Below are 25,696 nucleotides of genomic sequence, written 5' to 3'. Positions count from 1 at the left end.
TTCAAATAATGGTGTATACGGTATGTTATGCGCCTCCGCTACTGCCTCATACGTAATTTTTCGGCAATCACATTTAACCCTTTCACCTGTGCCAGATTTTCTGAACAAGCACGCTCGTAACCTTTATTGACAATTTGTAATGCATGTGTGATCGTAAAGTTTGATAATGCCATTGTCGATGTTCGTGCAACTGCACCCGGTATGTTGGCCTTTGGAACTCCGATAATCATGTCATACTACCCCTTTATAATAATTTCTTTTTGAAATAATCAAATGTCTCATCAACAATGCGCAACATCTCATTCAGTTCATTTTTTGTGATGATTAATGGTGGAGCAAAAACGATTGTATCTTGATCGTACGTCACTGTACGCAAAATCAACCCGCGCTTTGTCATTTCCTTTATAGCAATCGGGCTTAATAGCGGATTGAATAGCTCACCTGTCTCTCGATTTTTTACAATTTGAATTGCCCCCAATAACCCGAATGTTCGGACTTCGCCAATAAAGTTATACTTTTGCTGCAACACTTTAAAACCTTTTAGCATTTCCTCGCCCATGACTTTCGCATTTTGCACAAGCCCTTCACGCTCTAATATCTCAATATTCTTTAATCCTACTGCACAAGCAGTTGCATGGCCACTGTACGTGTAGCCGTGCATGAGTACTCCCCTGGATAAAGTGCACAAATCTTTATGAATTTTTTCAGAAATTAACACTCCACCCAACTGTGCGTAACCACTCGATACCCCTTTGGCAAAAGTTATTAAATCCGGAACTACATCAAAATGTTCAATCGCGAAGTTCTTCCCTGTACGTCCAAATCCGGTAATCACTTCATCAGCAATAAATAAAACTCCAAACTCATCACAAATTTCACGCACTTTTTTGAAATAATCCGGCTTTGGCACATTCACTCCGCCTGCTCCTTGCACCGGCTCTGAAATAAATGCCGCCACATTTTCCGGACCAAGCTCAAGAATTAAATTGCGCAACTCTTCCGCAGAATCTTTATTGACATAATGGAAATCAGGGGCCGGTGAATTTGTAAATTTGCGGAACCCTTCAATACCCGTTGCATTTGTTGATCCGAATGCGACCCCATGATACGACAATGTTCGGGAAATAATTTTTTGGCGATTTGGCTGGCCTTTTAAAATCCAATAATGGCGTGCAAGTTTTATAGCTGTATCATTCGACTCTGAACCACCGGAAGTGAAAAATACAGTATTTAAATCTCCAGGCGCCAACTCAGCAATTTTCGCTGCAAGCTTGATTGCCGGTTCATTGCTGAACGTTGCAAAACAGGAGCTGAAAGCCAGCTTCTCCATTTGCTCTTTTGCCACTTCTGCAATTTCTTTGCGCCCATGTCCGACATTTACATTCCAAAGAGATGACATGCCATCAATGTACGTATTACCCTCTAAATCTTTTAAATAGATTCCATTTCCTTCATAAAAGATTGCCGCCGGACCGTAAGTTTGCTGCTCTTCAATTGAAGTTGTTGGATGCAAGAAATGCTTTTGGTCCAAATATTTTAATTGCTCAACTAATTGAATTGCCATTATATCAACCTCTTTCTTTTGAAATATTGCAATGAACAAAAAAAGTTTTTATTCACTACTGGCGTATTTATAAATAAATGAGCAAATCTTGTGCCAAGTAGCCAAAAATAAAAAAAATCGTTTATTTTATTTGAGTCGGAAGAAATTTTTTTGAGGCAAACATCCTATGAATCTTCAATCCTATTACAGGAATAACGAAAAATAGGCATTCCAGAAGCTCTCTTGCTTTCTGGAATGCCTATCACTCATTACTAAAAACTTAAAATAAATTTTTTCATTTTGTTGTGTATGTTTAAAACTTGTTAGGTTTCTTTACATAATTTAATGCAAAAATTAACAGATTGATGAAATTTTGCATCACTTAATGCATTAAAGTATAAATTTTGCATAATTAATTATATGTTACGTATTTTGTCAGTTTATAACGCTGAATTTTCCTGACCAATGTAGATTGATCGCAGCCTAATGCTGTTGCTGCCTTTCTGATGCTATCATGCTCAGATAATGCTTTTTTTATGACTTCCTTTTCAAAAGCTGCCACTTGCTCCTTTAGCGTTCCGTTATATTGGGATATATCTATATTTTTTGCTAAATCGATAGATTCCTTAGGTTGCTTTTTCGTTTTGCTGCTCTTTTTCGATGCTTCTTTTAGTTCCTCACGAATCATGCTTACATTAATTTCCGGCTGATTCGCCAATAAAGATACCCTTTCGATAATATTTTTCAATTGGCGGATATTCCCCGGCCAATCGTACTCTTCCAATACCTTTAATGCTTCCTTATCAAACGTTCGATGAATATCATATTTTTGTTCAATTTGAGTTAAAAAATGATAGGCAAGTGGAACAATATCTTCCCGCCGCTCTCTTAATGGAGGAATGTCAATCGGAATGATATTTAAACGATAATATAAATCCTCACGAAACATTCCTTGTTGCACCATTTCAGCCAAATTGCGGTTGGTTGCTGCTATGATTCGCACATCAATGGGAATTGGCTTCGCACTTCCAATCCGCTGCACTTCCGATTCCTGCAATACCCGCAAAAGTTTTGCCTGCAATTGAAGCGGCATCTCTCCAATTTCGTCCAAAAAAATTGTACCGCCCGATGCAGTTTCAAATAATCCCGCTTTCCCACCTTTAATGGCACCTGTAAAAGCACCTGCTTCATAACCAAAAAGCTCCGATTCCAACAAAGATTCCGGAATTGCACTGCAGTTGATTGTGACCATTTGTTTTGTACTTCTTCGGCTGTTTAAATGAATTAGCTTTGCTGCTTCCTCTTTTCCGACACCTGATTCACCCTCAATTAAAACGGTGGAGTCCACCTCAGCAACCCGCAACATGCGTTTTAATACATTTTGCATCACCGGGGATGTTGCAATGATATTCACTTTTTTTCGTTCGAGTTCATTCAATTCTCTAATTTTTTGCTTAAACTTTTCATTTTGAATCTCGAGTTTTTTTACTTCTTCTTCCAAACTTTTCAATCGCGACATATCCCGGGTAATAATCAATACATACTGCAGTTCTCCCGCTTCATCAAAAATCGGTTTCCCTGTCACCAAAAAGCATTTATTATTCAAAAAAGATTGGAAAATAGTGACATCTTCTTTTGACTTCAACACTTTCAATGTCAGCGAGTCACTCATTGCTCCCTCAGCAATCAAATCCTTAGCGTATCGGTTGACACAATTGATGCCAACAATTTCAATATCAATGTCATTTTGAAATATAATCTTGCCATGTTTGTCGCTGATTGTAATACCATCCGAAATTGAATTTAATAATTTTATAGATAAGGGATTCAAAATATCCAAATCGGTGTACTGTTGAATTGGCATGAGGCAAAAAAGCATTCCATTTTGAGAAGGAAGCACATGCACATGAAAATCTTCCGCCGTGTAAAACTGCTTGCCTTTCTCATAATGTACAAAAATTTTTTCTATTTTCTCCATAGGAAGATTACTGGAAAACTTAATCTGATTGTCTTGTACATAAAAAAAGTGCTCTGTTTTTTGCATTTTTTGAACCGCCATAGATAATCTCCCTTCCAAAACTATTTTCTCTTAATTTTTATATGCTTATTTCTCTTAGCAAATACAAAAAATAATCTGCTCCAAAATGCAACCTTAGGATTACATTTAAAGGAGCAGGGCTTTTATCACATTAATTCGTTTCAGACACAGTTTCTTTCACTAATGTTTCTACTTCTTTTTTGGATTCCGATGGAGCGGGATTAATCTTTCTCATGACAAAAAATAATGCAATTGAAGAAACAAACACCGCAGTACTTAAATAAAACTGCGATTGTAAACTTTCAATGAATAGTTGAGAAATGTATACTGCCACAAGCAAGAATATCGTCCCATAGGTTAAATAAGGGAATAACCACATACGAATCGGCAATTTTTTTTCATTCCACTTCAAGAATTCTTTGCGGAAGCGGAGTTGTGATATCGCAATGAAAATATATACAATAATCATTAAACCGCCTACACAGTTTCCTAAAAAGTAGAAAATCACATCCGGCGAAATAAAATATAACATAGCACAAATATACGCAACGATTGTACTGCCAATAATGGAAGGAACTGGTGCGCCCCGTTTGCTATTGATTTTGGAGAAAAATTTTGGGGCATCTCCTTGTTGAGACATGGACAATAACATACGTGAGCTTGTGTATAGTGCGGAGTTTAATACTGAAACCAGTGACACGAAAATAACGATTTGCATTAATTCAGCTGCGATTGGTAAGCCTGCCATCCTCAAAATGTTTGCATATGGTGCTGCTAAATTGTCAGCATCATTCCATGGCAATATTAAAACCATCAAAGTAACTGACCCTACAAAAAACAATGCCAGCCGAAAAACAACATTCCGGATTGACCGGACAATATTTTTCGCCGGATTTTCCGATTCAGCAGCTGCGATTGCCGCTACTTCTGCTCCACAAATGGAGAAAATAACAAATACAATTGCCGTCAAAATCGGAACTAAACCTTGTGGAGCAAAACCTCCATGATTAAATAAAATACCGAATCCCTGTGGATTAAATGTCGGCCATACACCGAGCACCATTAACGTACCTACAATTAAGAACACAACAATTGCCGTTACTTTTAAGAAAGAAATCCAGTACTCAAATTCACCAAACGTTTTTACAGAATACACATTAATAATGGTCATAAGCAATGTAATGCCAATAGAACCCGCCCAAATAGGGATGACAGGAAACCAAGCATTAATCATTCCACCAATTAACGCTGCTTCCAGTCCAACAATGAATACCCAGCTTGCCCAATAAAGCCAACCAACTGTAAAACCTGCCCAATCACCAATATATTTCGAAGCATAGGAAGCAAACGAACCCATTTCCGGATCGCCGTTTCGATTCATTCCTAAAGCCAGTTCACCAGAAGCCATTTCACCAACCATTTGCATAATGAATACAATAATCAAACATGCAATTAGATAAGAAAAAATGACAGCTGGACCGGTGCTTAAAATATTTTTACCTGTTCCAACGAATAGGCCTGTACCTATTACCCCACCAATAGAAATCATTGTAATATGCCTAGTCTTCAATGAATTTTGCAGTTTTCCCATTTGATTCCCCCTTTTTATGAAATTTAAAGTAAAATCCATAGTTAACAATCAAATCAATTTTTTATATTTTCAGAAATTGATGAATGGAAAATTTTAAAAAACTACCATTATACCAAATGCATCATTAATCCCAATACGCCATTGAACGCTTGATTATCGTTTCCCTATATTGCTCTGTCGATTTAATCAATACTTGATTCGTTGTATAATCTATAATTACACCGTAACGGCGAATTACATCTAATTGATTGATTTCTCCATTTTTATACATCTTTTCTACTTCAAATGGATTTACACTGAGCCATACTTTTCTATTTTTTCGAATGTATTCTCTTTCTTTTTTAGTAGCCTCAAAGTCAATTTCAAATAGATCCAAATCTCGATTGATTTCTGTAATGACTACACCATAATCCTTTCTGGCTCTTTCGATTGATACGTACCCATCAATGACATCTTCCAAGACAGCGTTTACATCTCGTTCCAATGGATCACCTAAGCCGCCTCCACCAGCGGATGGTCTAGTAAACGAATCCCCCTTTTTCAAAGGAACATTTGAGAAAATGGTACCTAAAAATTGTTCTCTCTCCGTATCAGGATATAAAATGGCTCCTTGTGGAATCGATGGCAGACCTCCCATAATTCCCCAAGTAATCGAACGGGAACGGTCACAACAATAAGACATCACCCCGCCGAATACGTCTGTTAAAATGCCGCCTTTTTCAACTCCACATCCACCCCGATACTTTCCAGGTCCTCCTGAATCGGTGATAATTTCATGTTTTGTCGTAATAACAGGTGACAAACGCTCTTGCCCTTCACAAGGCTGTACGCTGAGCCCTACTCCAAAAACAGGTGAGGTTGCATTCGCTCCGTCGCGGTCTATGCGTCCGCCATGACCTCCCGCCATCCAGTCATACCACATAAAGTAATTGTTGGCTGCATTGCGGCGATCATATCCTCCAATTAATAAATATTCCAGATTGAATGAACACGCAATTGCACGTTTTGGCATTATTTCAGACCAAATCTCGAAACAAGCATTCATAATTTTTTCAAAAGCACCTGAACAGAAACCAGAAACAGCAACAGGTTCAGGAGCATTCACAACTGAATTTTCAGGCAAGTATGCTTTTACAACCCGGTAAAATCCGGAGTTTAGCGGTACTTCCGGGAAAAATGTTTTTGTACCTGCATATAATCCTGATAATGCTGAACCAAAACCTGCATTTAAAAAGCAGCTAATATATGGATGAGTTCCACTTAAATCATAATGGATTTCATTATTTTGAATCGTCATTTTCACTCGAATAGGAATTAACCCGTCTCCAACTTCAGGGTCCATATCAATATAGTCAACCGCTTCCCACGTGCCTTCAGGTAATGACTCGATTTTTTTTCTCGTTAAGCGTTCAACGTAATCCTGCACTTCCTTAAATGCAGTTAACACCGTATCAATTCCATATTTATCAATCAACTCTAACAGTTGCTTTTGCCCAACTTTTGCCGCTTCCACTTGTGAACGCAAATCGCCTAAGCGCTCTTTAGACACTCGCATATTCGAAATCAAAAGATTGACGACATCTGATAAGTATTCGCCTTTTCTGTAAATACGGACTGGTGGAATACGGATCCCCTCTCCAAAATGGTATCTGGACTTCACATCAAAAGATCCTGGGTTAGAACCACCAACGTCTGCCCAATGCCCATTTGTTTGCATGAAAGCAATTAATTTGTCTTCATAAAACACCGGTAAAATTACCCTTGTATCACAGAAGTGAGTGCCACCCCTATAAGGATCGTTCACTAAAAACACATCACCTGGATGAATATCATCTTTAAAATCTTCCAAAACTGCTTTTGCCGTTAAATGCAATGTCCCTACATGAACCGAAATATCATGTGTTCCTTGCATCACTGTATTTCCATCTGCGTCACACAAGGCACAGCTGAAATCACGGTTGTAAATGACAAATGAGTAACATGTTCTTAACATCTGTTCTGCCATTTGGTCAACCAAATTCACAAAACCATTTTTTAACACTTCAAAAGTAACCGGATCTAAAGTTGACTCCTGTTTAGGAATCGTTTTTTGTGAAGAACTCATAAATCATTCCACCTTTCCAAAATTATTCTTGATTTACAGAAATAATAATGTTTTTGTACTGATCAACCTTTGCTGTAAATTCCGGTGGGATTACTGTTGTTGTATCCAATTGTTCAATAATTGCTGGCCCTACAATTTCAGCTTGCACTGGAATTTTGTCCCTATCATAAATTTTTGTCGTTACAAATTTGCCATCGAAGTAAACTTTTCTTGTCCCTTTAAGGGCATCTTCAATTTTTCCTGCCGAGTTATACTTTGGAAATTCAGGTTTTGGCACAGTACCGATTGCTGTAACGCGAAGCCCATAAATTTCAACTTTTTGTTCCCTGTCAGAATATGCAAACTCACGCTCATGTTCTTTATGGAATAATTCTAAAATCTCTTCGATTGATGAATTACTTTCGCTTACTGGTACCGATAACGAACGCCATTGACCTTGATATCTTAAGTCAATGAAATTCATTAAAGTGGAATGTTCTTCAGGAATTCCTTCCTCAACAAGCAACGCTTTTGCCTCAGCTTTCATGTTTTCGAATTCCAGCTGTAAATCATCTAGTGTTATTTCCGAAGCTTGCTTTAAATATGTTTTTGAAATATCGTGCCGTACATCTACTAATAAACATCCCATCGCTGCTGCTACACCTGGATAAGGCGGAATGATGACTGTAGGGATATTTAATTCTTTCGCTAAATGAGCACCATGCAATGGACCTGCTCCGCCAAAGGCTACTAAAGCAAAGTCTCTTGGGTCATACCCTCTGCGAACAGAAATGAGTCTTACTGCATCGCTCATATTAGCATTGGCCACTTCGATGATTGCATTTGCCGCTTCTTCGATTGAATAGCCGAATTCATCTGCAATTTTTTGTACAGCTTCTCTCGCTTTCTCTAAATTCAATTTCATCGTACCGCCTAATAATTCTTCATTTAAACGTCCCAACACCAGATTTGCATCCGAATTCGTCGGTTCAGTACCACCGTGGCTATAACATGCTGGACCTGGTGAAGCGCCTGCACTTTGCGGACCATTTCGCAATGAACCGCCCTCATCAATCCAGGCTAAACTTCCACCGCCTGCACCAATAGTTAAAATTTCGATACTTGGGAAACCAATCGGATAACCATATTCAATTGCCCAATCTTTTGTAATCCGAATGTTACCGTCATACATTAATGAAATATCCGTACTTGTTCCACCCATATCTAAACCAATCGCATTACTATAACCGCATAATTTTGCAATATGTTTGCTTGCAATGGCACCTGCTGCAATTCCTGAGCTTGCAAGTCTGGCAGCATAACGAGGGACTGTACTGGATGTCATCACACCGCCGCCGGAATGTAAAACCAAAATATCGTCTTTATAACCGCGCTCATGCATTTCTTCTTCCAACTTATTAATGTACGAAGTCATAATCGGTCCTAATACAGCGTTAATAATCGTCGTACACATTCGTTCATGTTCAAAGATTTCAGGTAATACTTCACTGGAGATACACACATATACCCCTGGTAATTCCTCTTGAAGAATTTCCTTCACCCTTGCTTCATTTTCTCCATTCACATATGAATTAATGAAACATACTGCTACCGATTCTGTTCCACGTTTTTTCAGTTTTCTTGCTAATTCACGAACCTCATTTTCATCTACAGGGATCAAAACATTTCCTTTATAGTCTGTCCGCTCTGTCACTTCAAATCGATCGCGCCTTTTAATATATGGTCTTGCTTTATCCTTATAAGTATCCCAAATATCTTCTTTTGTACCTCGTCCTATTTCAATTACATCCCTGAAGCCTTTTGTTGTAATCAGTGCTGTTTTGGGCAGTTTTCTTTCAATGAGTGCATTCGTACCTACTGTCGTTCCATGGGAAAAGACTTTAATATCCTCTCCATTAATTTTCGCCTTTGCAATTCCCTCTAATATTCCTTTCTCAGGATTGGATGGTGTTGACGATGTTTTCGTAACAAAAATTTCACCGGTTTCCTCGTTGAATACAAAAACATCAGTAAAAGTACCCCCGACATCAATAGCTAAACGTTTTTTGGCAGTAATCATGACATCCCCTTCTTTCTATAAAATTATCTGTAAATTACTAGAACACAATAGCTTCTGGTATGACCGCTGTTCTTAAATGCGTGAACTAATCACAATGCAGTTACAAAATTTAAAGCAAAAAATATGCCAACTTTCCCGTCATATCCTCAATCATTTTTTTCATAAAATATTAAAAATGCATAAAAAAACTATTTTTTTAAAATTGACTTCAAAAAAAGCCATATTCAGCAAGTAATTAAAATTAGTATGAATAGAACTTGTTAACTGTTTCATAATTTATTTATGGCTAGTATTTTTTTATATTCCGATAAATGAATGTTAATTCAAGAATTATTTAACAAAATTAATAGGTCTTTAACCTGATAATTCTTTCAATGGTTTTGATTTAACCAAAAAACCATCTTTGTATGCAGAAATTCAATTGTTATGCATTATTGCATCGGTTATTGTAATTTGAAATTATTTATAATGCCCTGTTAAATGAGCTAGCAATATTCATTTCTATTCGATACTTTGCCACTGTTCGTCTGGAAATACTTATTCCCTCATTATTGAGTTGGATTGCTAATTGTTCATCGGTTAAAGGTTTTCTTTTATTCTCTTGTTCTATTAATTCCTTTATCCGTTTTTTAATAAATATAATTGAATCTGATTTTCCTGATGAACTTATAATTCCTTTTGAAAATAATGACTGAAAACTATAAATGCCATGGGGAGTCTGCAGATATTTTCCTTTAACCATTCGACTAATCGTAGAAATATGGACTTTTAGATGATCTGCTATATCTTTTAATCTCATAGGTTTTAATCCTACTATTCCTTGTTCAAAGAAGTCAGGTTGAATCTCTAATAGCAACCGAACAAATTCATAGATTGTTTTATTACGCTTTTCGATTCCTAATAAAATTGCTTTTGCATCTTTCAAATAACGTTTTAAAAATTGCTTGTTTTCTGTTTGTTGTTTTAACAATTCCACATATTCTTCATTGATTTGAACCGCAGGCAAATTCTTTTGAATCACTTGAATAGCCCATTCTCCACCTGCACGGTATACTTCAATATCCGGAACAATATAATGAATGGCTGTTTCTTTAAAACCAGCAGGAATTGGTTTTAGATTTTTTATAAATGCAACAGCTTGCTGAATTTCTGATAAAGATTCGCTGTATTTTTTCGCTACCTGTTTAAGTTTATTTTCCGCAACTAAGTGCAAATCATTTTTTATAATCTCTTTTATGAATGGGGGCACATTGGGAAATCGGTTCGTTTGAATCAATAAATACTCAATGTAATTACGTGCTCCAACTCCGACAGGCTCAAGCGACTGAAGCAATTGGATGATCTCTTCAACATGAGCTGAAGTCGTATGAAATTTTTCAGCTACTTCAGCTAATTCAACATCTAAAAATAAACGGTCATCTAAAGAACAAATTAAAAATTTTAATATTTTTACATCCAAATCACTTAGAGGAACCGCTAGTGGAATTTGCTCAATAAAAAATTGTTCAAAATTCTCTTGAACTCTTGCGCTGCGCTCAATAAAATCCCAATGATTTTCTTCGCTCGAAAAGGATGGAGACATTTTTTCTTTGATATAAGAGGTTTCCAAGAGCTTCTGAAAACTATTATTTTCACTATCTAAAGTAAGCAATGGGTTCTCATTTGCTTTTTCAATTAAATATTGTTCCAACTCCAAACTGGACATTTGCAAGATTTCCAAACTTTGAATTTGATCTAATCGCAGAGTTTTCATTAATCTATTTTCCAATTTTACTTGCATTTGCATTGTGTTCCCCCCATTTTTTAATCCCCATTTAATTTTTCCCTATAAAATTATTTATCTACATGAAAGAGAAAAAATAACAAAATTGTTAGAATTTTTTATATTTTTATTGACACCTTAAAAAACTATGATTATATTTGTAATACGATAATGATTACCGTAATACGGTAAAATAAGGAGGATGATGTCATGTTTCGATTGCCAACAGTACAATTTACGCAGGAACAAGAAACGTTTCGTTTAGAAGTCCGCAAATTCCTGCAAGAGCATGTTAAAAAAGGAACCTTTACCCCAAAATGCGATTCCTGGTTGAGCGGTGTCGATCCTTCATTCTCAAAACTCATCGGTGAACAGGGCTGGATTGGCATGACGTGGCCAAAAAAATATGGAGGTCAGGAGAGGAGCACTATTGATCGCTATATTTTAACGGAAGAGTTTTTAGCAAGTGGAGCACCTGTTGCAGCCCATTGGTTTGCGGATCGTCAAACGGGGCCATTGCTACTTCGTTACGGTACAGAAGAACAAAGGCAATTTTTCCTGCCAAAAATCGCCCGAGGGGAATGCTACTTTGCCATTGGTTTAAGTGAACCAAACAGTGGTTCGGATTTGGCTTCGGTTCGTACACGGGCAGAAAAGGTAGAGGGTGGTTGGATTGTGAACGGTCAGAAAATTTGGACAAGCAACGCCCACGTATGTCATTACATGGTGACTCTTGTACGCACAAGTCCATTTGATGGAAAAAACAAACATGCGGGATTGAGCCAACTGATTATCGATTTACATGCAGAAGGAGTATCAATAGTTCCGATTAAATTTTTAACAGGTGAACATCATTTCAACGAAGTATTTTTCGATAATGTGTTTGTTCCAGACAATATGGTTGTAGGCCAGATTGGAAATGGATGGGAGCAAGGCTTGGCAGAACTTGCATTTGAGCGAAGTGGTCCGGAACGTATTTTAAGTACGTATCTCCTAATAGACGAATTGATTCAAGAATTAAAGCTTCAGGACAATAAAGAAGGATTAAAACAAGCAACAAAACTTCTTTCCCGTTTATGGAGCCTGAGGAATTTATCCATTGGAGTTGCAAAATTATTGGAATCCGGCGATGGAAAAAACGTTGCCATACCTGCATCTTTAGTAAAGGCAATCGGTACTAAGTTTGAACAAAGCGTTCCTGAGGTTGCACGACTGCTCGTTGAAACCTATCCAAAACTGGATGCAGAGAGAAAATTTGACCGCTATATGGCTCAGTCCATTTTACATTCACCCGGTTTTACAATCCGCGGTGGTACAACAGAAATTCTCTACGGTATGTTGGCGAAAGGGGTTGTGGCGAAATGAGCGAAATGAAAGAGATGATTTTAGATGTTGCGGAACGCATGTTGGAAGATCGTGTTACAAAAGACGTAGTGGATGTGCTTGAAAAAGGTGATTGGTCAAAAGATACTTGGACATTATTTGTAGAAAACGGTATGGTCTCCGTTGCCCTTTCAGAAGAACATGGCGGTGCTGGAGGAGACTTAGAGGACCTTCTAAATCTTGTACGTTTAACAGGTAAATATGCTGCACCCATTCCTTTTGCAGAAACAACATTTGCCAACTTCATACTTGAAACCAGCAATCTGGCAGTAGTTGATAAAATTGCGACTTACTCCCTTCAAGATGGATTTATTTCTCAGAATAATCAAATTAATGGTGTATTGCACAACGTTCCTTGGGCAAGACATGCCAAATATCTAGTAGCCCTTGTACAAAGCAATCAAGGGGTGCATGTTGCACTAATCGATTTGGCTAATGCTACGATACAGCCAAGCACTAACTTGGCAAGCGAGCCACGGGATACAGTCATATTGAATAATGCGCAAGCACACTCTTCAGCCGTTTTATCGGATGAACAAATTTTCTATTTCAAAACAATCGAAACTGCATTTAAAATCGCTTTAATGACGGGGGCCATTGAAAAAATCAATGAGTTATCTGTCCAATATTCAAAAGAACGGGAACAATTTGGACGCCCAATTCACCGCTTCCAGTTGGTGCAATACCAAATCGCACAATTAGCTGGGGAAACCGCCATTGCAATTGCTGCATTCAATAACGTTTGTGCCGCTATTCAATCACAAAAATTATTGCATGAAGTTGCATTTGCGCGCATCCGTTTTGAAGACGCAATTTCAACAGTTGCTTCCGTTTCCCATCAATTGCATGCTGCAATTGGTACGACACATGAACATGCATTACACCAATACACTCGACGTTTATGGGCTTGGCGGGATGAAGGAACAAATGCGGATTTTTGGAGTGAACATATTGCCGACTATTTATTGAATCGTGATGCTGAATTGTGGGCTTATCTCACAAAAACAGCTCAAACAGTTGTAAAAAAATAATATTTCTCAATTGAGTAAATTTAAGAAAAGCCGTGCTTTCGGGACGTTTTACTGCACTTTCCTCCAGTGTTTCACTGGAAAGATATCAGTAAACATCCCGTATCACCTTCCCCTTTCACCTTTTGAAATTTTTTGACTCAGATATTTTTTTAATAACGAAACTTAGCAGAAAGATAGAACAAGAATTTTAAAGGAGAGATTTTTTATGGCTGATTTAATTTTTGAAGTAGAAAATCATATTGCTACGATTACATTAAATCGTCCTGAAAGCTATAACGCTTTTAGCGAAGAAATGATTGCCAATTGGATAAAAGCACTGGAAACAGTAAGAGATGATGATTCGATACGAGTGGTCATTGTAAAAGGAAACGGAAAAGCGTTTTGTGCTGGGGGCGATGTGAAAGCCATGCAAGCCGGAGAAGGTTTTTTCAAAAGCAAGGAGGACATCTCTTCCACCGGATTGGCACGTAAAAATTCACTATGGAAGAAAATTCAACGAATTCCTTTGCTTTTGGAAGAAATCGATAAACCTGTGATTGCACAAATACACGGCTTTGCAATGGGAGCTGGACTGGATATGGCATTAATGTGTGACATTCGAATTGCTGCAGTCTCAACAAAGTTATCGGAAAGCTATATAAACGTTGCCATTGTGCCAGGAGATGGTGGTGCATATTATTTACCGAAACTTGTTGGCATCGACAAAGCATTGGATATGTTTTGGACCGCAAGGATTTTTACAGCTGAGGAAGCAAAAGAATTGGGATTCGTAACCTTTGTTGTAGATGATAATGAACTTGAACAATTTACCCGCTCGTATGCAGAAAAGCTTGCAAATGGACCGCAAACAGCCATTCGTTTTATTAAACGGGCAGTTTATCAAAGCCAAAAAATGGATTTACGCTCAGCGCTTGACTACATTTCATCTCAAATGGCCATTGTGACAGAACTTGATGACTTTAAAGAAGGCGTAGATGCAGTAGTCAATAAGCGTAAACCTTTTTATAAATAAGACAACTATTCGGGTGCAATATAGATGTAGTAATGAAAAAAGAAGCCGAATGATATATAACTTCATCAAGTATAGGGAAACATGCAGTACGTAAATTCTCTGGAAAGTAAATTTAGAGAGGAGAATTGAATATGCAACAGCCTCTACAAAATATAAAAGTCATAGATTTATCCCGAGTTTATGCTGCACCAGCAGGCTCTATGATTTTAGGCGATTTAGGTGCAGAAGTCATCCGCATCGAGCATCCAAAAGGCATGGACAGCATGCGTGATTGGGGTCCATTCATAAATGGACAAAGCACCTACTACCTTTGTGCCAACCGCAATAAACTCTCCATCACGCTTGATTTAAAAACGGATGAAGGGAAAGAACAATTAAAAAACTTAATTAAAGATGCAGATGTTTTATTAGAAAACTTCAAAACTGGCGATATGCAGCGGATGGGGCTTCATTACGAAGAACTAAAAAAAATCAATCCCCGCCTCATCCATTGTGCAGTAACAGGATTCGGCCAAACTGGTCCTCTCGCACATATGCCTGGATTCGATCCAGTCATTCAAGCAATGAGCGGTTTAATGGACGTTACAGGGCAACCGGATGGCGAGCCGACAAAAGTCGGGGTGCCTATTGCCGATATTTTAACTTCTCTATATGTTGTCATTGGCGTATTATCAGCATTGCGCATGCGTGACATGACTGGAGAAGGACAATTTATCGATCTTTCCCTGCTTGATGTGCAAATTAGCAGCCTTGCAAATGTTGCAAGTGCCTATATTAATGCCGGCTTCATTTCTAAACGTTTAGGCAACCTTCATAATAATGTCGCTCCATATCAAGTTTTCAATTGTGCAGATGGTCCATTGATGATTTGTGCAGGTACAAATGACCAGTTCCGTAAACTATGTAAAATGCTTGGCCACGAAGAATGGGTGGAAGATGAACGTTTCTTAACGAATTCCCTGCGCAAAAAACATGAATCGATTCTTAGCCAAATGATATCTGAAATTACGCTTACTAAAACACGGGATGAATGGATTCTCTTATTACATCAATATAAAATCCCTTGTGGAAAAGTGCATACCATTGCTGAAGCTCTTGAGCAGCCTCAAGTAAAAGCTCGCAACTTAATTGGAGAACTCGAACATCCTCAATATGGCAAAGTCAAATTCATTAAAAATCCATTGCAATTTTCGGGCTTAAATATCCAATATAAACTTGCACCTCCATTGCTTGGCGAACATTCCGATAAGTATTTGGAACAACCAATAAATTTTAAACAGTCATAAAACACTTTCGTTAATATGAAACAACTTAAATATTCTTATATAATAATGGAATAGCAAAAGAACTCATTTTGCATTTTCTCTTTAATGAAGTAGGTTTCCCGGACAAGTGTTAAACTAAAAAACTGCGTGAAGTAGGTGTAAGAATTGGATAAAGTAACATATGAAAAAAACTATACAATTACATCGCTGCACAAAGCCATTCGAGTATTAAAAGCATTCTCAAATGATGAACCGAGTCTTTCCTTAACAGAACTCAGCAAAAAAACTGGAATAACCATCTCCAGTTTGCAACGCATTGTTTCTACCTTCGTTGTTGAAGGATTTTTGCATAAAAATGAGCAAACAAAGCGTTATCAACTCGGCCACTCATTATTATATTTAGGAAACTTAGTGAAACAAGAGTCGAGCTTAATTCTTGTAGCAGAACCCATTTTAAAACGTTTAAACGAAGAAACAAAAGAAAGTCTTTCACTTAATATCATCGATGGTTATGAACGAAGATGCATTTTAAATTTTGATTCATCATATCCACTTTCAACAAAAATGCTAGTAGGTGACACTTCCCCACTTTACGCAGGAGCATCATCAAAAACGCTGCTTGCATTTATGCCTAATTATAAGGATTATGTAAATAATGTTCAATTAGATAAGATTACTGAACATACCGTAAAAACAAAGGAACAGCTCCTGAAACAATTGGAACAAATTCGTGAGCAAGGCTATTGCATCAGCAACGGTGAAAGAGTTCGCGGAGCATGGTCCATATCTGTTCCCATTTTAAATGCAGCACAGGAATCCATTGCATCAATCAGCATAGTCATTCCAGTAATTCGATATACGGATTACAATGAAACAGAACTCATACAAAAAATGCAACAAGCCGCAAAAGAAATTGAAAATCAATTGTATTAGGTGCCAGGCACTTTTTGTACCTAGCACCTATTCATTCAACAAGAACCGTACATTTTCCTCATGGCACTTCTTTAAACTTCTTTTGTAACGATATGAATCAACTAAATGTTCATGTTCTGCATTGGACTGAATCACTTGTTTAAGATTATTAATATATTTAAGGCTATCCTGTTTTCTTATTAGAATTTCTTCTGTGCTGCGAGCAACATGGCCATGCCCTGTAATTAAGAATTTAATTCGGTGAACCGATAAAATCGCTTCCGTTTTTTCTAATGTTTTCATATAGTCGGTTGAACTTGAATAAATAAATGGGAATTCTATATCGGATAAATAATCGCCTGCAATCCAAATCCCGAGAGGCTCAACAATTGCAAAGATGCCATCATCCGTATGTCCCTTCGCTTCATAAAAAGTGAGCGTGGTATTGCCGATTTTCAGTTGCTCGCCGTCTTTCTTCACAACAATATCCACATTGGGATAAACTACCGGAGTTTTTCGATCGATATAATACTCATCATCAAACGCCTTTACTTGTTCCAGAATCTCATTTGGATTTTTCAACTGAAAGGCTTCGCTAGCAATAACAATTGCTTCTGGAAATGCTCCAGCCCCCACGATGTGGTCCTAATCGGAATGAGTGATAATCAAATAAACAGGTCGGTTTCCTTTCATGCTTACTACATGCTCACGAATTTCATCCACTTCAGAAGGAAGCAGACATGGATCGACGACAATCACACAATCTTCAGTTTGAATAACAGTGGACGTAGTTTTATAAAGTTGGCTTTCGAATACGGTGAGGTGTTTGTCTTGATATTGAATCATATTGATCTCCTCTTTGTATTAATTTGTCACTATCGTAAATCCTCAATATTACCAATTTGAATCTCTTTCAATGATTGCTCTAAACAATATTCTAAGTCATTACGAGTACGTAATAAACGTTGAAAAGTACGCCCTTAGCTATCTTAAAAAGGAACCGTATTTACTTTTCACGTTACTCTATATACTGTTTTGTTTAATGGTGGTTAGTTTTTTAATCAAGAATTTGTCGGGAGATTTTGATATGTTGTTTTTTGATTAACTCATTTCATTTTTGTCTTTTATAACAAGCTTGCTTAACTTATTGATTTCTTGTAATTCTGTAAAGATAAAAATTTTATTCCATTCTTTGATAATTATTATGGGAATTTGAATTTTAGAAAGTAAAAAGAGGCTGGGACATAACTAGCTTCAAAACGAGAAAAAGGCGAATTTGAGCTCACTCAAATTCGCCTTTTTTGCTTTTTTTACTACTATCTTTTGTTAACTCATACCTGTGCTGTGTATTTTCGTAAATTCACGGCCATTAATGCGATACCTATTTCGTTTTCAACCTTCGATTTTCCACGTACAGAAAATCGAGTGAAACGCAAATTAGCCTTCAAGAATCCAAAAACTGGTTCTACGTCAATTTTGCGTTGACGATAAATTGAACTCGTTTTCTCTTCTGAAAGCTTCGCTCTTACATATTCTTTTTGTTTTTTCCACTTCTCATTCACCATGAGTTTTCGATTGTTGCCTTCTTTTGCTTTCGTGCAAGATGAACGAAGGGGGCATCCCGAACAATCTTCACACTCATAGATTTTAAACTCTCGTTTGAAACCTGTTTTATCTGTACGTACTGATACATATTTGAATACGAGGCGTTGCTGATTCGGGCAAGTGTATGTATCACTTTCCTTGTCATACTGCCAATTGTCTGGATTAAATTTGTTTTGTTTATACTTTTTCTTTTGCTCTTTCAAGTACATGTTATACGTAATCAGTGCTTCTCGTCTTCGTTTCGAAAGTATCTCATCATAGTTTTGTTCACTACCATAACCTGCATCTGCGACAATATGCTTCGGTAAATTAAAAAAATGTTTCTCAATCTCATCCAAAAAAGGAATTAGAGTACGCGAGTCTGTGGGATTAGAATAAATTCCATAGGCTAGTGCGTATTGACCTTCTGTTGCGATTTGTACATTATATCCCGCCTTCAGTTGGCCATTTTTCATATAATCATCTTTCATTCGCATGAACGTCGCATCAGAATCTGTTTTGGAATAACTATTCCGTTCACCAAAGATTTCAAAGTCTTTTTGGTACTTCTGTTTACGTATGATAAAGTCAATTAACTGTTTATATGCTTTCTTCGGATATTTTCGCTTGCTTCTTAATGCTTTTCGTTCTGAGGCATCTGACGATGCTTCAATTTTTTGGTCATATTCTGTAATCACATCATCTACTTTTTGAACCATTTGAGCGAGTTCTTCTATTAATAGTTCATCCTCGCTTTCACGTTCAATTTCAGGTATGATTTCTTTTTCTAACAGTTCGCTGTATAGCTGATTCGACTTTTCAATTAAACTGTGATGGTATTTTTCAATCGATTTTTTCCATACAAATGTAAACTTATTCGCATTCGCTTCAATCTTTGTACCATCAATAAAAATGGCTTCCTGATCAATCAATTTTTCTTGTACGAGTTGGCAACGGAATTGGACAAAACACTGACGGATTAACTCTTTTACTTCAGGTTGAACACGGAAACGGTTAATTGTACGATAGCTGGGTTCATATCCTTGGGCTAACCACATCATGCGAATACTGTCTTTTAATAGTGCTTCAATTTTACGACCTGAAAAGACAGATTGAGAATAAGCACACAAAATAATTTTTAACATCATGCGTGGATGATAAGCAGGACAACCTGTATTTCGAAGAAATGGCTCAAAGGCTTCATGTGGAATACTTTCTACTAAATGATGAATGTGGAAGGCAATATCATTTTCTTGTAATTTTACTTCTAAATCTAAAGGCAAAACTAGTTGATTCATGTTATAATATTTAAACATAAGGACACTTCCTTTGGCTAAAATTTTTGGGGTCAGATACTTAAATTTTAGCAGAAAGTGTCCTTTTATGATGCAATAAAATTAAGCCGCCGACATTTTACTTGTGTAAAATGCCAGCGGCTATTTTTAGTTAGAGGTGGGTTTTGTCCCAACCTCAATTTTTTAATATTTCAATGAAATAATTTAGTTTGTCTATTGAAGTGATATTTTCATTACATTTCTGACTATCTTTACAAATATAATTTCCTCTATTCGTATACGATTCTTTTCCACTTTTTACATTCGCCATAAACAAACCAATTTCTTCATACCTGTTACATAAAGAACATATCCCTTTGTTTGTTACCTTAAATGTTCCTTCAATACCCATTAATTTGCCTTTATATTCTACAATAAGAAACTTTCTTCCTAACCCAATATCGTTCCAACCAAAATATGAAATTTGCTTAAGATCTAATTCCTCAAGGGAAGGAACTCTTAATTTTTTAATTTTAGGAAAGAGTTTTCTTATAGTTTTATCTGTTAAATTCGTAAACGGAATAACAAATTGTTTTAATACCTCAAGAAAATGCTTAGCTTGAGCTTCCTCTTCTATTTCAATAATATAATTAAAGTATTCTATTTGTTCATTACTTAACTCAGGAAACAAGTTTAGAATCTTATCTAGGGAATTCAATTTTAAAGCATTAAGCGTTTCCTTATCTTTAATAGACGAATATGCTGAAATAATATTCTTTAGTTCGTATTTAATAAAATTATATTGGTCATTTCTAATAAAAGGTTCAAATTTTGTTACATTATAATTTTCCATTCCTGACAGCTCCTTAATTAATTTAATAAAGAAATTAACGTTATATGCAAAGCTGTTTCAGAAATGGGATAGACCATAGGCGATTTAATTACAATCCACCCATGCAAAGTATCGCCATTTCAACAACAGACTTCGCATGGGAAGTTCCAATTTCTGGCTGATAATTTATTTTATCTGCCATTAAATATCACCTCCAAACAATAATTGTATTATACAATATTTCGATGCTTCTATCAAATAAGAAGAAATAGAGAAATATCCACCACTTGAGATGTAAGATTTCTTTCTTTTATATATTGTGTAAAAAGTAGGATTGAAGGAGTAAATATAAAGTTGTAAGAGATAAAAATCTACTTTTAAATGCGTTTTGACATTTAATTTTTAACACCTACTTTCTTAGAATCACGATGAATGATGATCAAAAAATCCTTATCGGAGTGACCCAATAAGGATTTTTCTAATTTACAATCACCGTATTTTTAACCATCCAAGATTGTCAAAACCAATAGATGTCATACACTTATACCACTTCATCAAAATATAAAACTGTTTTCATTGAATCTCCTAATTTTCGAAGCTTCCACGTATCTTCTAAATAGATTTCAGCTAGTTTTTCATATTTTTCACCGTACTGGCTTCCCCATTCAACAGCTACTATGCTTTCATACATCCATGCCAATTTCTGTGTGATGCCTTTCGCTTCAAATGTTTGCAGTGCATCATCTAAAGCAACAAACGTTTCTAATTCTTCCGCTAATTCTTCTAGTTTTTCCATAACAATTTGTTTTAAGTTGGATTCTTTCACTTTCTTCAAACGATTGTTTATTTCTTCTATAAATAACTCATGTGCGTTATATTTCTTAAATAATCGTATTACTTCTAGGGCTAATATATTTGCCGTTCCTTCCCAAACAGTTAACACTTGAGCATCACGTAATAATCTTGGCGTGACAAAATCTTCAATATAACCATTTCCGCCATGAAGTTCAATCGCTTCTTGGGCGAAACGAACAGCTTGTTCAGCAGTTTCTTTCTTCATTATTGCAATGTTCAATCGATTTAAAATAGTATCTCGCTCAGTTCCTTTACCGTTCGTTACCAAATCATATAATTGAATCAAGTCAAAGGTCGTTGCTACTTCAACATGAAGTTTTGCAGCCATTTTTGATAAAGAATCTTGAATCATTGGATAATTTATTAATCTTTGACCAAAAGCTTCGCGATTTGATAGATAATATTTTGATTCTAGAAACGCTCTTCTCATGATTCCGACAGAAGCGACCGCATTACAAATTCTTGATAAATTTAATGCCTCAAGCATATAATAGATCCCTTTTTTCGGATCCCCGACCACATAAGCTATGGATCCGTCAAATTCTACTTCACCTGAAGGCACAGCGCGCACTCCCAATTTATCTTTCAACCTACGGATGCGCAGATTATTGATTGAACCGTCTTCATTCCTCCAAGGAACAGCAAATAAAGTTAGACCTTTTGTACCTTTTGGAGCACCTGGCATGCGAGCCAATACCATTGCCACTCCACACATCCCCGCATTGGATGCAAAATATTTCTCTCCATATAATCGATAATGAGTACCGTCAAATCTTGCTTCAACCATATTTGCTCCAACATCTGATCCACCTTGTCGCTCCGTTAAAAAAGTTGCCCCTTCAAATAACTCTACTTCCCCAGTTGAACAAACGTGTGGTAAAAATTTTGCCTTCAACTCTTCATCTGCATAATGGTCTAACAAATAAGCAGTCGCTAATGTCAACGTCACAGGACAATAAAATCCTGGCTCCGCATGGGATAAAAGATACCCTTGGGCAAAACTATAAACATAGTTCCCTTTTCTTCCGAGTTGTGGAATCTCTTTATGCACGTAACCTACAATTCCTGTATTGTAAGTTTGTTCAACTGTTTTTCTATATCCTTCATTGACCCAAATTTCAGATACTTCTTCTCCATATTTATCGTAACGGATGAGACGAGGTTCTCCTTCTCGATCCGTATGTTTAGCACGCTTATCAATTTCACCGCATACAAGTGACCCAAAATCTGTTAGTTCTCGCATTGCATAATCATAGAAGTCTTTATCAAGCATTTGCTTTAGTATTTTTTGTAGAGTTTCATCACTTGTAAAAAAGTTTGTCTCCTTCTCAGTAACCAAGTTTTGTAATACTTTCATTCCGTAATCGCCTGCACTTTCAATTGTTGTTTCAAGATTTTTCCTGAGGCATTTCGAGGGAGAGCTTCTACTTGTTCATAAATACGTGGGACTTTGTATTTCGCCAAATGACTAGATAAATACGCCTTTAATTCTTCGATATCAATTGATTTTTTCGCCGCAAACACAGCTTTCACCGTTTCTCCCCATTCTGGGTGTGGCACACCGATGACAGCCACTTCATGAATTCCCTCAAATTGTAAAATTCGATCTTCAATTTCTTTTGGATAAATATTAACGCCACCTGAAATAATCACATCTTTTTTCCGGTCAACAATCCAAATATAGCCATCTTCATCTACACGTGCTAAATCGCCAGATCTTAACCATTCACCGATAAAGGCTTGTTTTGTTGCTTCTTCATCGCGATAGTAGCCGACCATATTTCCTTCTCCAAACAATACGATTTCTCCAATTTCACCAGCAAGGACGTCTTCTCCCATGTCATTCACTATCCGAATTTCTGTTCCAAATGCTGCTCGCTTCCCAATACTACCTGCTTTTTCTTTATGTTCATGGCCGAATAACAACGTTCCGCTTGGCCCCGCCTCTGTTAGACCATATACGCAAGTTAAGTTGTCTGTTCTAAATGCTTTTTGTAAATAACGCACCTCTTTTTCAGATAATGGTGCACCACCATAAACCCACCATTTCATTGATGATAAGTCTGCCGTTTGTAATCTCGGATGAGAAGCTGTAACTAAATAGGCAACAGGTGCTCCAAAAAAGTGAGTTGTTTTTTCTTTTTCGATTGTGTCGATGAATAAATCTGGCGTGAAAGTTGGAGTGAGTACATTTGTTGCTCCAACAAGTACTGCTGACATTAGGAATAAATGTAGTGGTGCTGAATGGGTTAGTGGCATCATTAACAACATACGACTTTCTGGTTTGACTTCCATTTCAATTGCAATCATGTGGGCAACCGCTAAAATGTTTCGATAGCTAAATAAAACTCCTTTAGGTTTTCCAGTTGTTCCTGATGTATAGAGGATAGTTGAATAATCATCTTCATTTAAAAGACATTGTATTGGGGTATTGGTAGCGTTTTCAATTAATTCGTCAAAATCATGCCAACCTTCTTTTTTGGTCCCTGATTTAATTTTTAGATTGATATTTTCTATGTTTTCAACTGCTGCAAAGATCGCTTCATGGGCAATAATGGCTTTTGCTTGAGCATGTTCCGCTACGTATTCTACTTCCGATAAAGTGAATCTTGCATTGACTGGAACAACAATTGCTCCAATTCGTTGGATAGCAAAATAACTAACGACAAATTCCAATACATTTGGCATAAAGATAATGACTTTATCTTCTTGTTTAATACCAAGATTGAGCAAAGCATGGCTAAAACGAGTAACGAGTTCGTCCAATTCTTTATAAGTCACCCGTCGGCCTTGACAAATCACCGCTTCGTTCATTGGATATTTACGGGCATTTCTTGCTAATAACATGGAACTATTCATTTTTAGCATTTTCCCCCTTTAATTTCGCTAATTTTTCGCTAAATGTCGCATGCAACTCCACTAACTCTCTTTTCAATTGGGTCAACTCTTGAATCTTTTCTTCAATTTCTTTGATTTTCTGTTCACCATACTCTACAGTTCTTTCTAGCTGCTGAATACCAGTACGGTCGCGATCAAAGAGCATAATCATCTCCTTTATTTCGTCAAGTGAAAAGCCATATCTTTTGCCCCTCATGATCAATTTTAATTTTGCAATTTCTTTTTTCGAAAAGGTGCGCAATTTTGAATGAGAACGGGTCGGCGAAAGCAATCCAATTTCTTCATAATATCTGAGTGTCCTAGGCGTAACATTGAATAGCTTTGCAACTTCTCGTATTGTTTTCATTCCACTCACCTCTTCGAATTTGTCTTATTATAACATTGACGTTAACGTAAACTTCAATAAGATATATGAATTTTTTGAATATTTTATAATCTATTATAGCTACTAGATTGGCAACAATCGAGTTGAAAATTGATAGACTGTTTCTCCTTATCGGAATTGATTCGCCTTTCAACACGTTAAACTAAATAAATTGGCGGTAGCATATAGCCACCGCCACAAAATCGTAATCCATCCATTTTACTAAAAAAATCCTTCAAGAATTTATTGCTTGTACATTTTGATGTTTCTCGGTATGTAATGGCACCGTTTAGATATGTCCTTTTTTGCAACCATTCACGTTAAATCGCACCTAAAGTATTTTAATTCCTGCAATTTCCCTAAATAAAAACCACTCTATTTTCAAAGTGGTTAAAACACCATATGTTTTGAACGAAAAAAACCCTTCAGCATTATTACTGAAGGGTTTGATGATATAAGGTTTCCTTGAATCCTAATGCCGATGGTGGGAGTCGAACCCACACTCCTTTTGGGAACACGATTTTGAGTCGCACACGCCTTCCGTAAACCGCCACAATTGGCAAAAAAACCTTATTCTACCTGCAACTTACCTTCTAAAATTGATTGTAAATCAAAAACCTATGCACACGATTCAATTACTTTATGAACTCATTCTATACCAAGCTATATAATAAAATCAATATCTAATTTCAGAAAATAATAATCACCTCTCCCCTACTTACAAAAAAGTAAGTTACAATGTAACACTGTTCACAGGGTAAAACATAAGGGGAAAGGCTTTTTTATGTTTTGAAGGGGTAGGGGCAATATAAACAAATTATTTTAAAAAAGTTTAATAGAATTTGCTGAAAAAACTGCTAAAAATATTCTATTAGTGGACATATATAGTGAAGGAAGATATAGGGAGGGTTAAAATATGAATGACTTGCCAGAATTACTTACACCAAAACAAGTCGCTGATTTTCTTATGTTAGATGTAACAACAGTTTATAAGTATTTGAAACGTGGACTAATCGAACATTTTCGAGTAGGGCAAAAGAAAATTATGATTCCACGCCAAGCGGTCTATAATTTTATCAATCTAAACAACGGAGGTAATGAAAATGAATAATCAAAAAGTATTTTCTATGCTAAGAAATAAATTTAATGCACACTATGGCTATACAGAGGCTATAACTAATACAAATAC

General features: G+C 36.6%; 20 protein-coding genes and 1 tRNA gene. 6 read left to right on the top strand and 15 right to left on the bottom strand.

Features of this window, described 5'->3' with window-relative positions:
• Positions 1-38: 38 nt before the first annotated feature.
• From NST00_RS06495 to rpoN, 7 genes are all read right to left on the bottom strand, one after another.
• Positions 39-230 carry a hypothetical protein gene (locus tag NST00_RS06495; protein ID WP_016839085.1) on the bottom strand — a complete coding sequence of 64 codons (192 nt, stop codon included), beginning with the start codon at positions 228-230 and terminating at the stop codon, positions 39-41.
• 14 nt (positions 231-244) lie between these two features.
• Entirely contained in the window at positions 245-1,564 is a 1,320-nt protein-coding gene (locus tag NST00_RS06490) for an aminotransferase family protein (RefSeq protein WP_016839086.1), read from the bottom strand.
• Positions 1,565-1,955: 391 nt separating this feature from the next.
• Positions 1,956-3,602: a sigma-54 interaction domain-containing protein gene (locus NST00_RS06485; RefSeq protein ID WP_016839087.1), complete on the bottom strand. Its 1,647-nt coding sequence runs from the start codon at positions 3,600-3,602 to the stop codon at positions 1,956-1,958.
• Positions 3,603-3,732: 130 nt separating this feature from the next.
• Positions 3,733-5,172: an amino acid permease gene (locus tag NST00_RS06480; protein ID WP_016839088.1), complete on the bottom strand. Its 1,440-nt coding sequence runs from the start codon at positions 5,170-5,172 to the stop codon at positions 3,733-3,735.
• A gap of 124 nt (positions 5,173-5,296) precedes the next feature.
• Entirely contained in the window at positions 5,297-7,276 is a 1,980-nt protein-coding gene (locus tag NST00_RS06475; protein WP_340709763.1) for a hydantoinase B/oxoprolinase family protein, read from the bottom strand.
• A 22-nt stretch (positions 7,277-7,298) separates the two neighbouring features.
• The gene (locus tag NST00_RS06470; protein ID WP_340709762.1) at positions 7,299-9,335 is read right to left on the bottom strand and encodes a hydantoinase/oxoprolinase family protein; all 2,037 of its coding nucleotides are present in this window, start codon (positions 9,333-9,335) and stop codon (positions 7,299-7,301) included.
• 463 nt (positions 9,336-9,798) lie between these two features.
• Positions 9,799-11,121 carry an RNA polymerase factor sigma-54 gene (gene rpoN / locus NST00_RS06465; protein WP_016839091.1) on the bottom strand — a complete coding sequence of 441 codons (1,323 nt, stop codon included), beginning with the start codon at positions 11,119-11,121 and terminating at the stop codon, positions 9,799-9,801.
• Between the two features lie 186 nt (positions 11,122-11,307).
• Here rpoN and NST00_RS06460 point away from each other — a divergent pair, with 186 nt between their 5' ends.
• From NST00_RS06460 to NST00_RS06440, 5 genes are all read left to right on the top strand, one after another.
• Positions 11,308-12,462: an acyl-CoA dehydrogenase family protein gene (locus tag NST00_RS06460; protein ID WP_016839092.1), complete on the top strand. Its 1,155-nt coding sequence runs from the start codon at positions 11,308-11,310 to the stop codon at positions 12,460-12,462.
• Positions 12,459-13,511 (top strand): acyl-CoA dehydrogenase family protein, encoded by a 1,053-nt coding sequence (locus NST00_RS06455; RefSeq protein ID WP_016839093.1) that lies wholly within the window; start codon positions 12,459-12,461, stop codon positions 13,509-13,511. Before NST00_RS06460 ends, NST00_RS06455 begins: the two co-directional genes overlap by 4 nt.
• Before the next feature lie 205 nt (positions 13,512-13,716).
• The gene (locus tag NST00_RS06450) at positions 13,717-14,523 is read left to right on the top strand and encodes an enoyl-CoA hydratase/isomerase family protein (RefSeq protein ID WP_016839094.1); all 807 of its coding nucleotides are present in this window, start codon (positions 13,717-13,719) and stop codon (positions 14,521-14,523) included.
• 131 nt (positions 14,524-14,654) lie between these two features.
• A complete protein-coding gene (locus NST00_RS06445) occupies positions 14,655-15,809 on the top strand; it encodes a CaiB/BaiF CoA transferase family protein (protein ID WP_016839095.1) in 1,155 nt (384 codons plus the stop codon).
• A 144-nt stretch (positions 15,810-15,953) separates the two neighbouring features.
• Positions 15,954-16,721, top strand: a complete 768-nt coding sequence (locus NST00_RS06440; RefSeq protein ID WP_016839096.1) for an IclR family transcriptional regulator — start codon at positions 15,954-15,956, stop codon at positions 16,719-16,721.
• Between the two features lie 27 nt (positions 16,722-16,748).
• Here NST00_RS06440 and NST00_RS06435 read toward each other — a convergent pair whose 3' ends face one another.
• From NST00_RS06435 to NST00_RS06400, 8 genes are all read right to left on the bottom strand, one after another.
• On the bottom strand, positions 16,749-17,336 hold the full coding sequence (locus tag NST00_RS06435) for an MBL fold metallo-hydrolase (RefSeq protein WP_232019867.1): 588 nt from the start codon (positions 17,334-17,336) through the stop codon (positions 16,749-16,751).
• Positions 17,337-17,345: 9 nt separating this feature from the next.
• Positions 17,346-17,546, bottom strand: coding sequence for a hypothetical protein (locus NST00_RS06430; RefSeq protein WP_232019868.1), 201 nt, complete (start codon positions 17,544-17,546; stop codon positions 17,346-17,348).
• Between the two features lie 485 nt (positions 17,547-18,031).
• Positions 18,032-19,600, bottom strand: coding sequence for an IS1182 family transposase (locus tag NST00_RS06425; RefSeq protein WP_340709761.1), 1,569 nt, complete (start codon positions 19,598-19,600; stop codon positions 18,032-18,034).
• Between the two features lie 154 nt (positions 19,601-19,754).
• On the bottom strand, positions 19,755-20,411 hold the full coding sequence (locus tag NST00_RS06420; RefSeq protein WP_096552145.1) for a FusB/FusC family EF-G-binding protein: 657 nt from the start codon (positions 20,409-20,411) through the stop codon (positions 19,755-19,757).
• A 520-nt stretch (positions 20,412-20,931) separates the two neighbouring features.
• Positions 20,932-22,602, bottom strand: a complete 1,671-nt coding sequence (locus NST00_RS06415; protein ID WP_016839100.1) for an acyl-CoA dehydrogenase family protein — start codon at positions 22,600-22,602, stop codon at positions 20,932-20,934.
• Positions 22,599-24,104 (bottom strand): class I adenylate-forming enzyme family protein, encoded by a 1,506-nt coding sequence (locus NST00_RS06410; RefSeq protein ID WP_016839101.1) that lies wholly within the window; start codon positions 24,102-24,104, stop codon positions 22,599-22,601. Before NST00_RS06410 ends, NST00_RS06415 begins: the two co-directional genes overlap by 4 nt.
• Positions 24,097-24,489 (bottom strand): MerR family transcriptional regulator, encoded by a 393-nt coding sequence (locus tag NST00_RS06405; protein WP_016839102.1) that lies wholly within the window; start codon positions 24,487-24,489, stop codon positions 24,097-24,099. The genes NST00_RS06410 and NST00_RS06405 overlap by 8 nt, the downstream gene beginning before the upstream one ends.
• A gap of 494 nt (positions 24,490-24,983) precedes the next feature.
• Positions 24,984-25,068: transfer RNA gene (locus NST00_RS06400), tRNA-Leu, on the bottom strand.
• A 355-nt stretch (positions 25,069-25,423) separates the two neighbouring features.
• Here NST00_RS06400 and NST00_RS06395 point away from each other — a divergent pair.
• On the top strand, positions 25,424-25,618 hold the full coding sequence (locus tag NST00_RS06395) for a helix-turn-helix domain-containing protein (RefSeq protein ID WP_016839103.1): 195 nt from the start codon (positions 25,424-25,426) through the stop codon (positions 25,616-25,618).
• Positions 25,619-25,696 lie beyond the last annotated feature (78 nt).

It is taken from the genome of Ureibacillus sp. FSL K6-0165 (genome assembly GCF_038004285.1).
In the GTDB taxonomy this organism is placed as follows: domain Bacteria; phylum Bacillota; class Bacilli; order Bacillales_A; family Planococcaceae; genus Ureibacillus; species Ureibacillus thermosphaericus.
This window is presented reverse-complemented; position numbering and strand designations above follow the sequence as displayed.

Coding starts and splice junctions, on each gene's coding strand:
- NST00_RS06480 (WP_016839088.1), bottom strand. CDS start 5,172: ATGGGAAAACTGCAAAATTCATTGAAGACTAGGCATATTACAATGATT.
- NST00_RS06445 (WP_016839095.1), top strand. CDS start 14,655: ATGCAACAGCCTCTACAAAATATAAAAGTCATAGATTTATCCCGAGTT.
- NST00_RS06395 (WP_016839103.1), top strand. CDS start 25,424: ATGAATGACTTGCCAGAATTACTTACACCAAAACAAGTCGCTGATTTT.
- NST00_RS06430 (WP_232019868.1), bottom strand. CDS start 17,546: ATGATTCAATATCAAGACAAACACCTCACCGTATTCGAAAGCCAACTT.
- NST00_RS06475 (WP_340709763.1), bottom strand. CDS start 7,276: ATGAGTTCTTCACAAAAAACGATTCCTAAACAGGAGTCAACTTTAGAT.
- NST00_RS06425 (WP_340709761.1), bottom strand. CDS start 19,600: ATGTTTAAATATTATAACATGAATCAACTAGTTTTGCCTTTAGATTTA.
- NST00_RS06485 (WP_016839087.1), bottom strand. CDS start 3,602: ATGGCGGTTCAAAAAATGCAAAAAACAGAGCACTTTTTTTATGTACAA.
- NST00_RS06455 (WP_016839093.1), top strand. CDS start 12,459: ATGAGCGAAATGAAAGAGATGATTTTAGATGTTGCGGAACGCATGTTG.
- NST00_RS06495 (WP_016839085.1), bottom strand. CDS start 230: ATGATTATCGGAGTTCCAAAGGCCAACATACCGGGTGCAGTTGCACGA.
- NST00_RS06470 (WP_340709762.1), bottom strand. CDS start 9,335: ATGATTACTGCCAAAAAACGTTTAGCTATTGATGTCGGGGGTACTTTT.
- NST00_RS06420 (WP_096552145.1), bottom strand. CDS start 20,411: ATGGAAAATTATAATGTAACAAAATTTGAACCTTTTATTAGAAATGAC.
- NST00_RS06415 (WP_016839100.1), bottom strand. CDS start 22,602: ATGAAAGTATTACAAAACTTGGTTACTGAGAAGGAGACAAACTTTTTT.
- NST00_RS06410 (WP_016839101.1), bottom strand. CDS start 24,104: ATGAATAGTTCCATGTTATTAGCAAGAAATGCCCGTAAATATCCAATG.
- NST00_RS06450 (WP_016839094.1), top strand. CDS start 13,717: ATGGCTGATTTAATTTTTGAAGTAGAAAATCATATTGCTACGATTACA.
- NST00_RS06460 (WP_016839092.1), top strand. CDS start 11,308: ATGTTTCGATTGCCAACAGTACAATTTACGCAGGAACAAGAAACGTTT.
- NST00_RS06490 (WP_016839086.1), bottom strand. CDS start 1,564: ATGGCAATTCAATTAGTTGAGCAATTAAAATATTTGGACCAAAAGCAT.
- NST00_RS06405 (WP_016839102.1), bottom strand. CDS start 24,489: ATGAAAACAATACGAGAAGTTGCAAAGCTATTCAATGTTACGCCTAGG.
- rpoN (WP_016839091.1), bottom strand. CDS start 11,121: ATGCAAATGCAAGTAAAATTGGAAAATAGATTAATGAAAACTCTGCGA.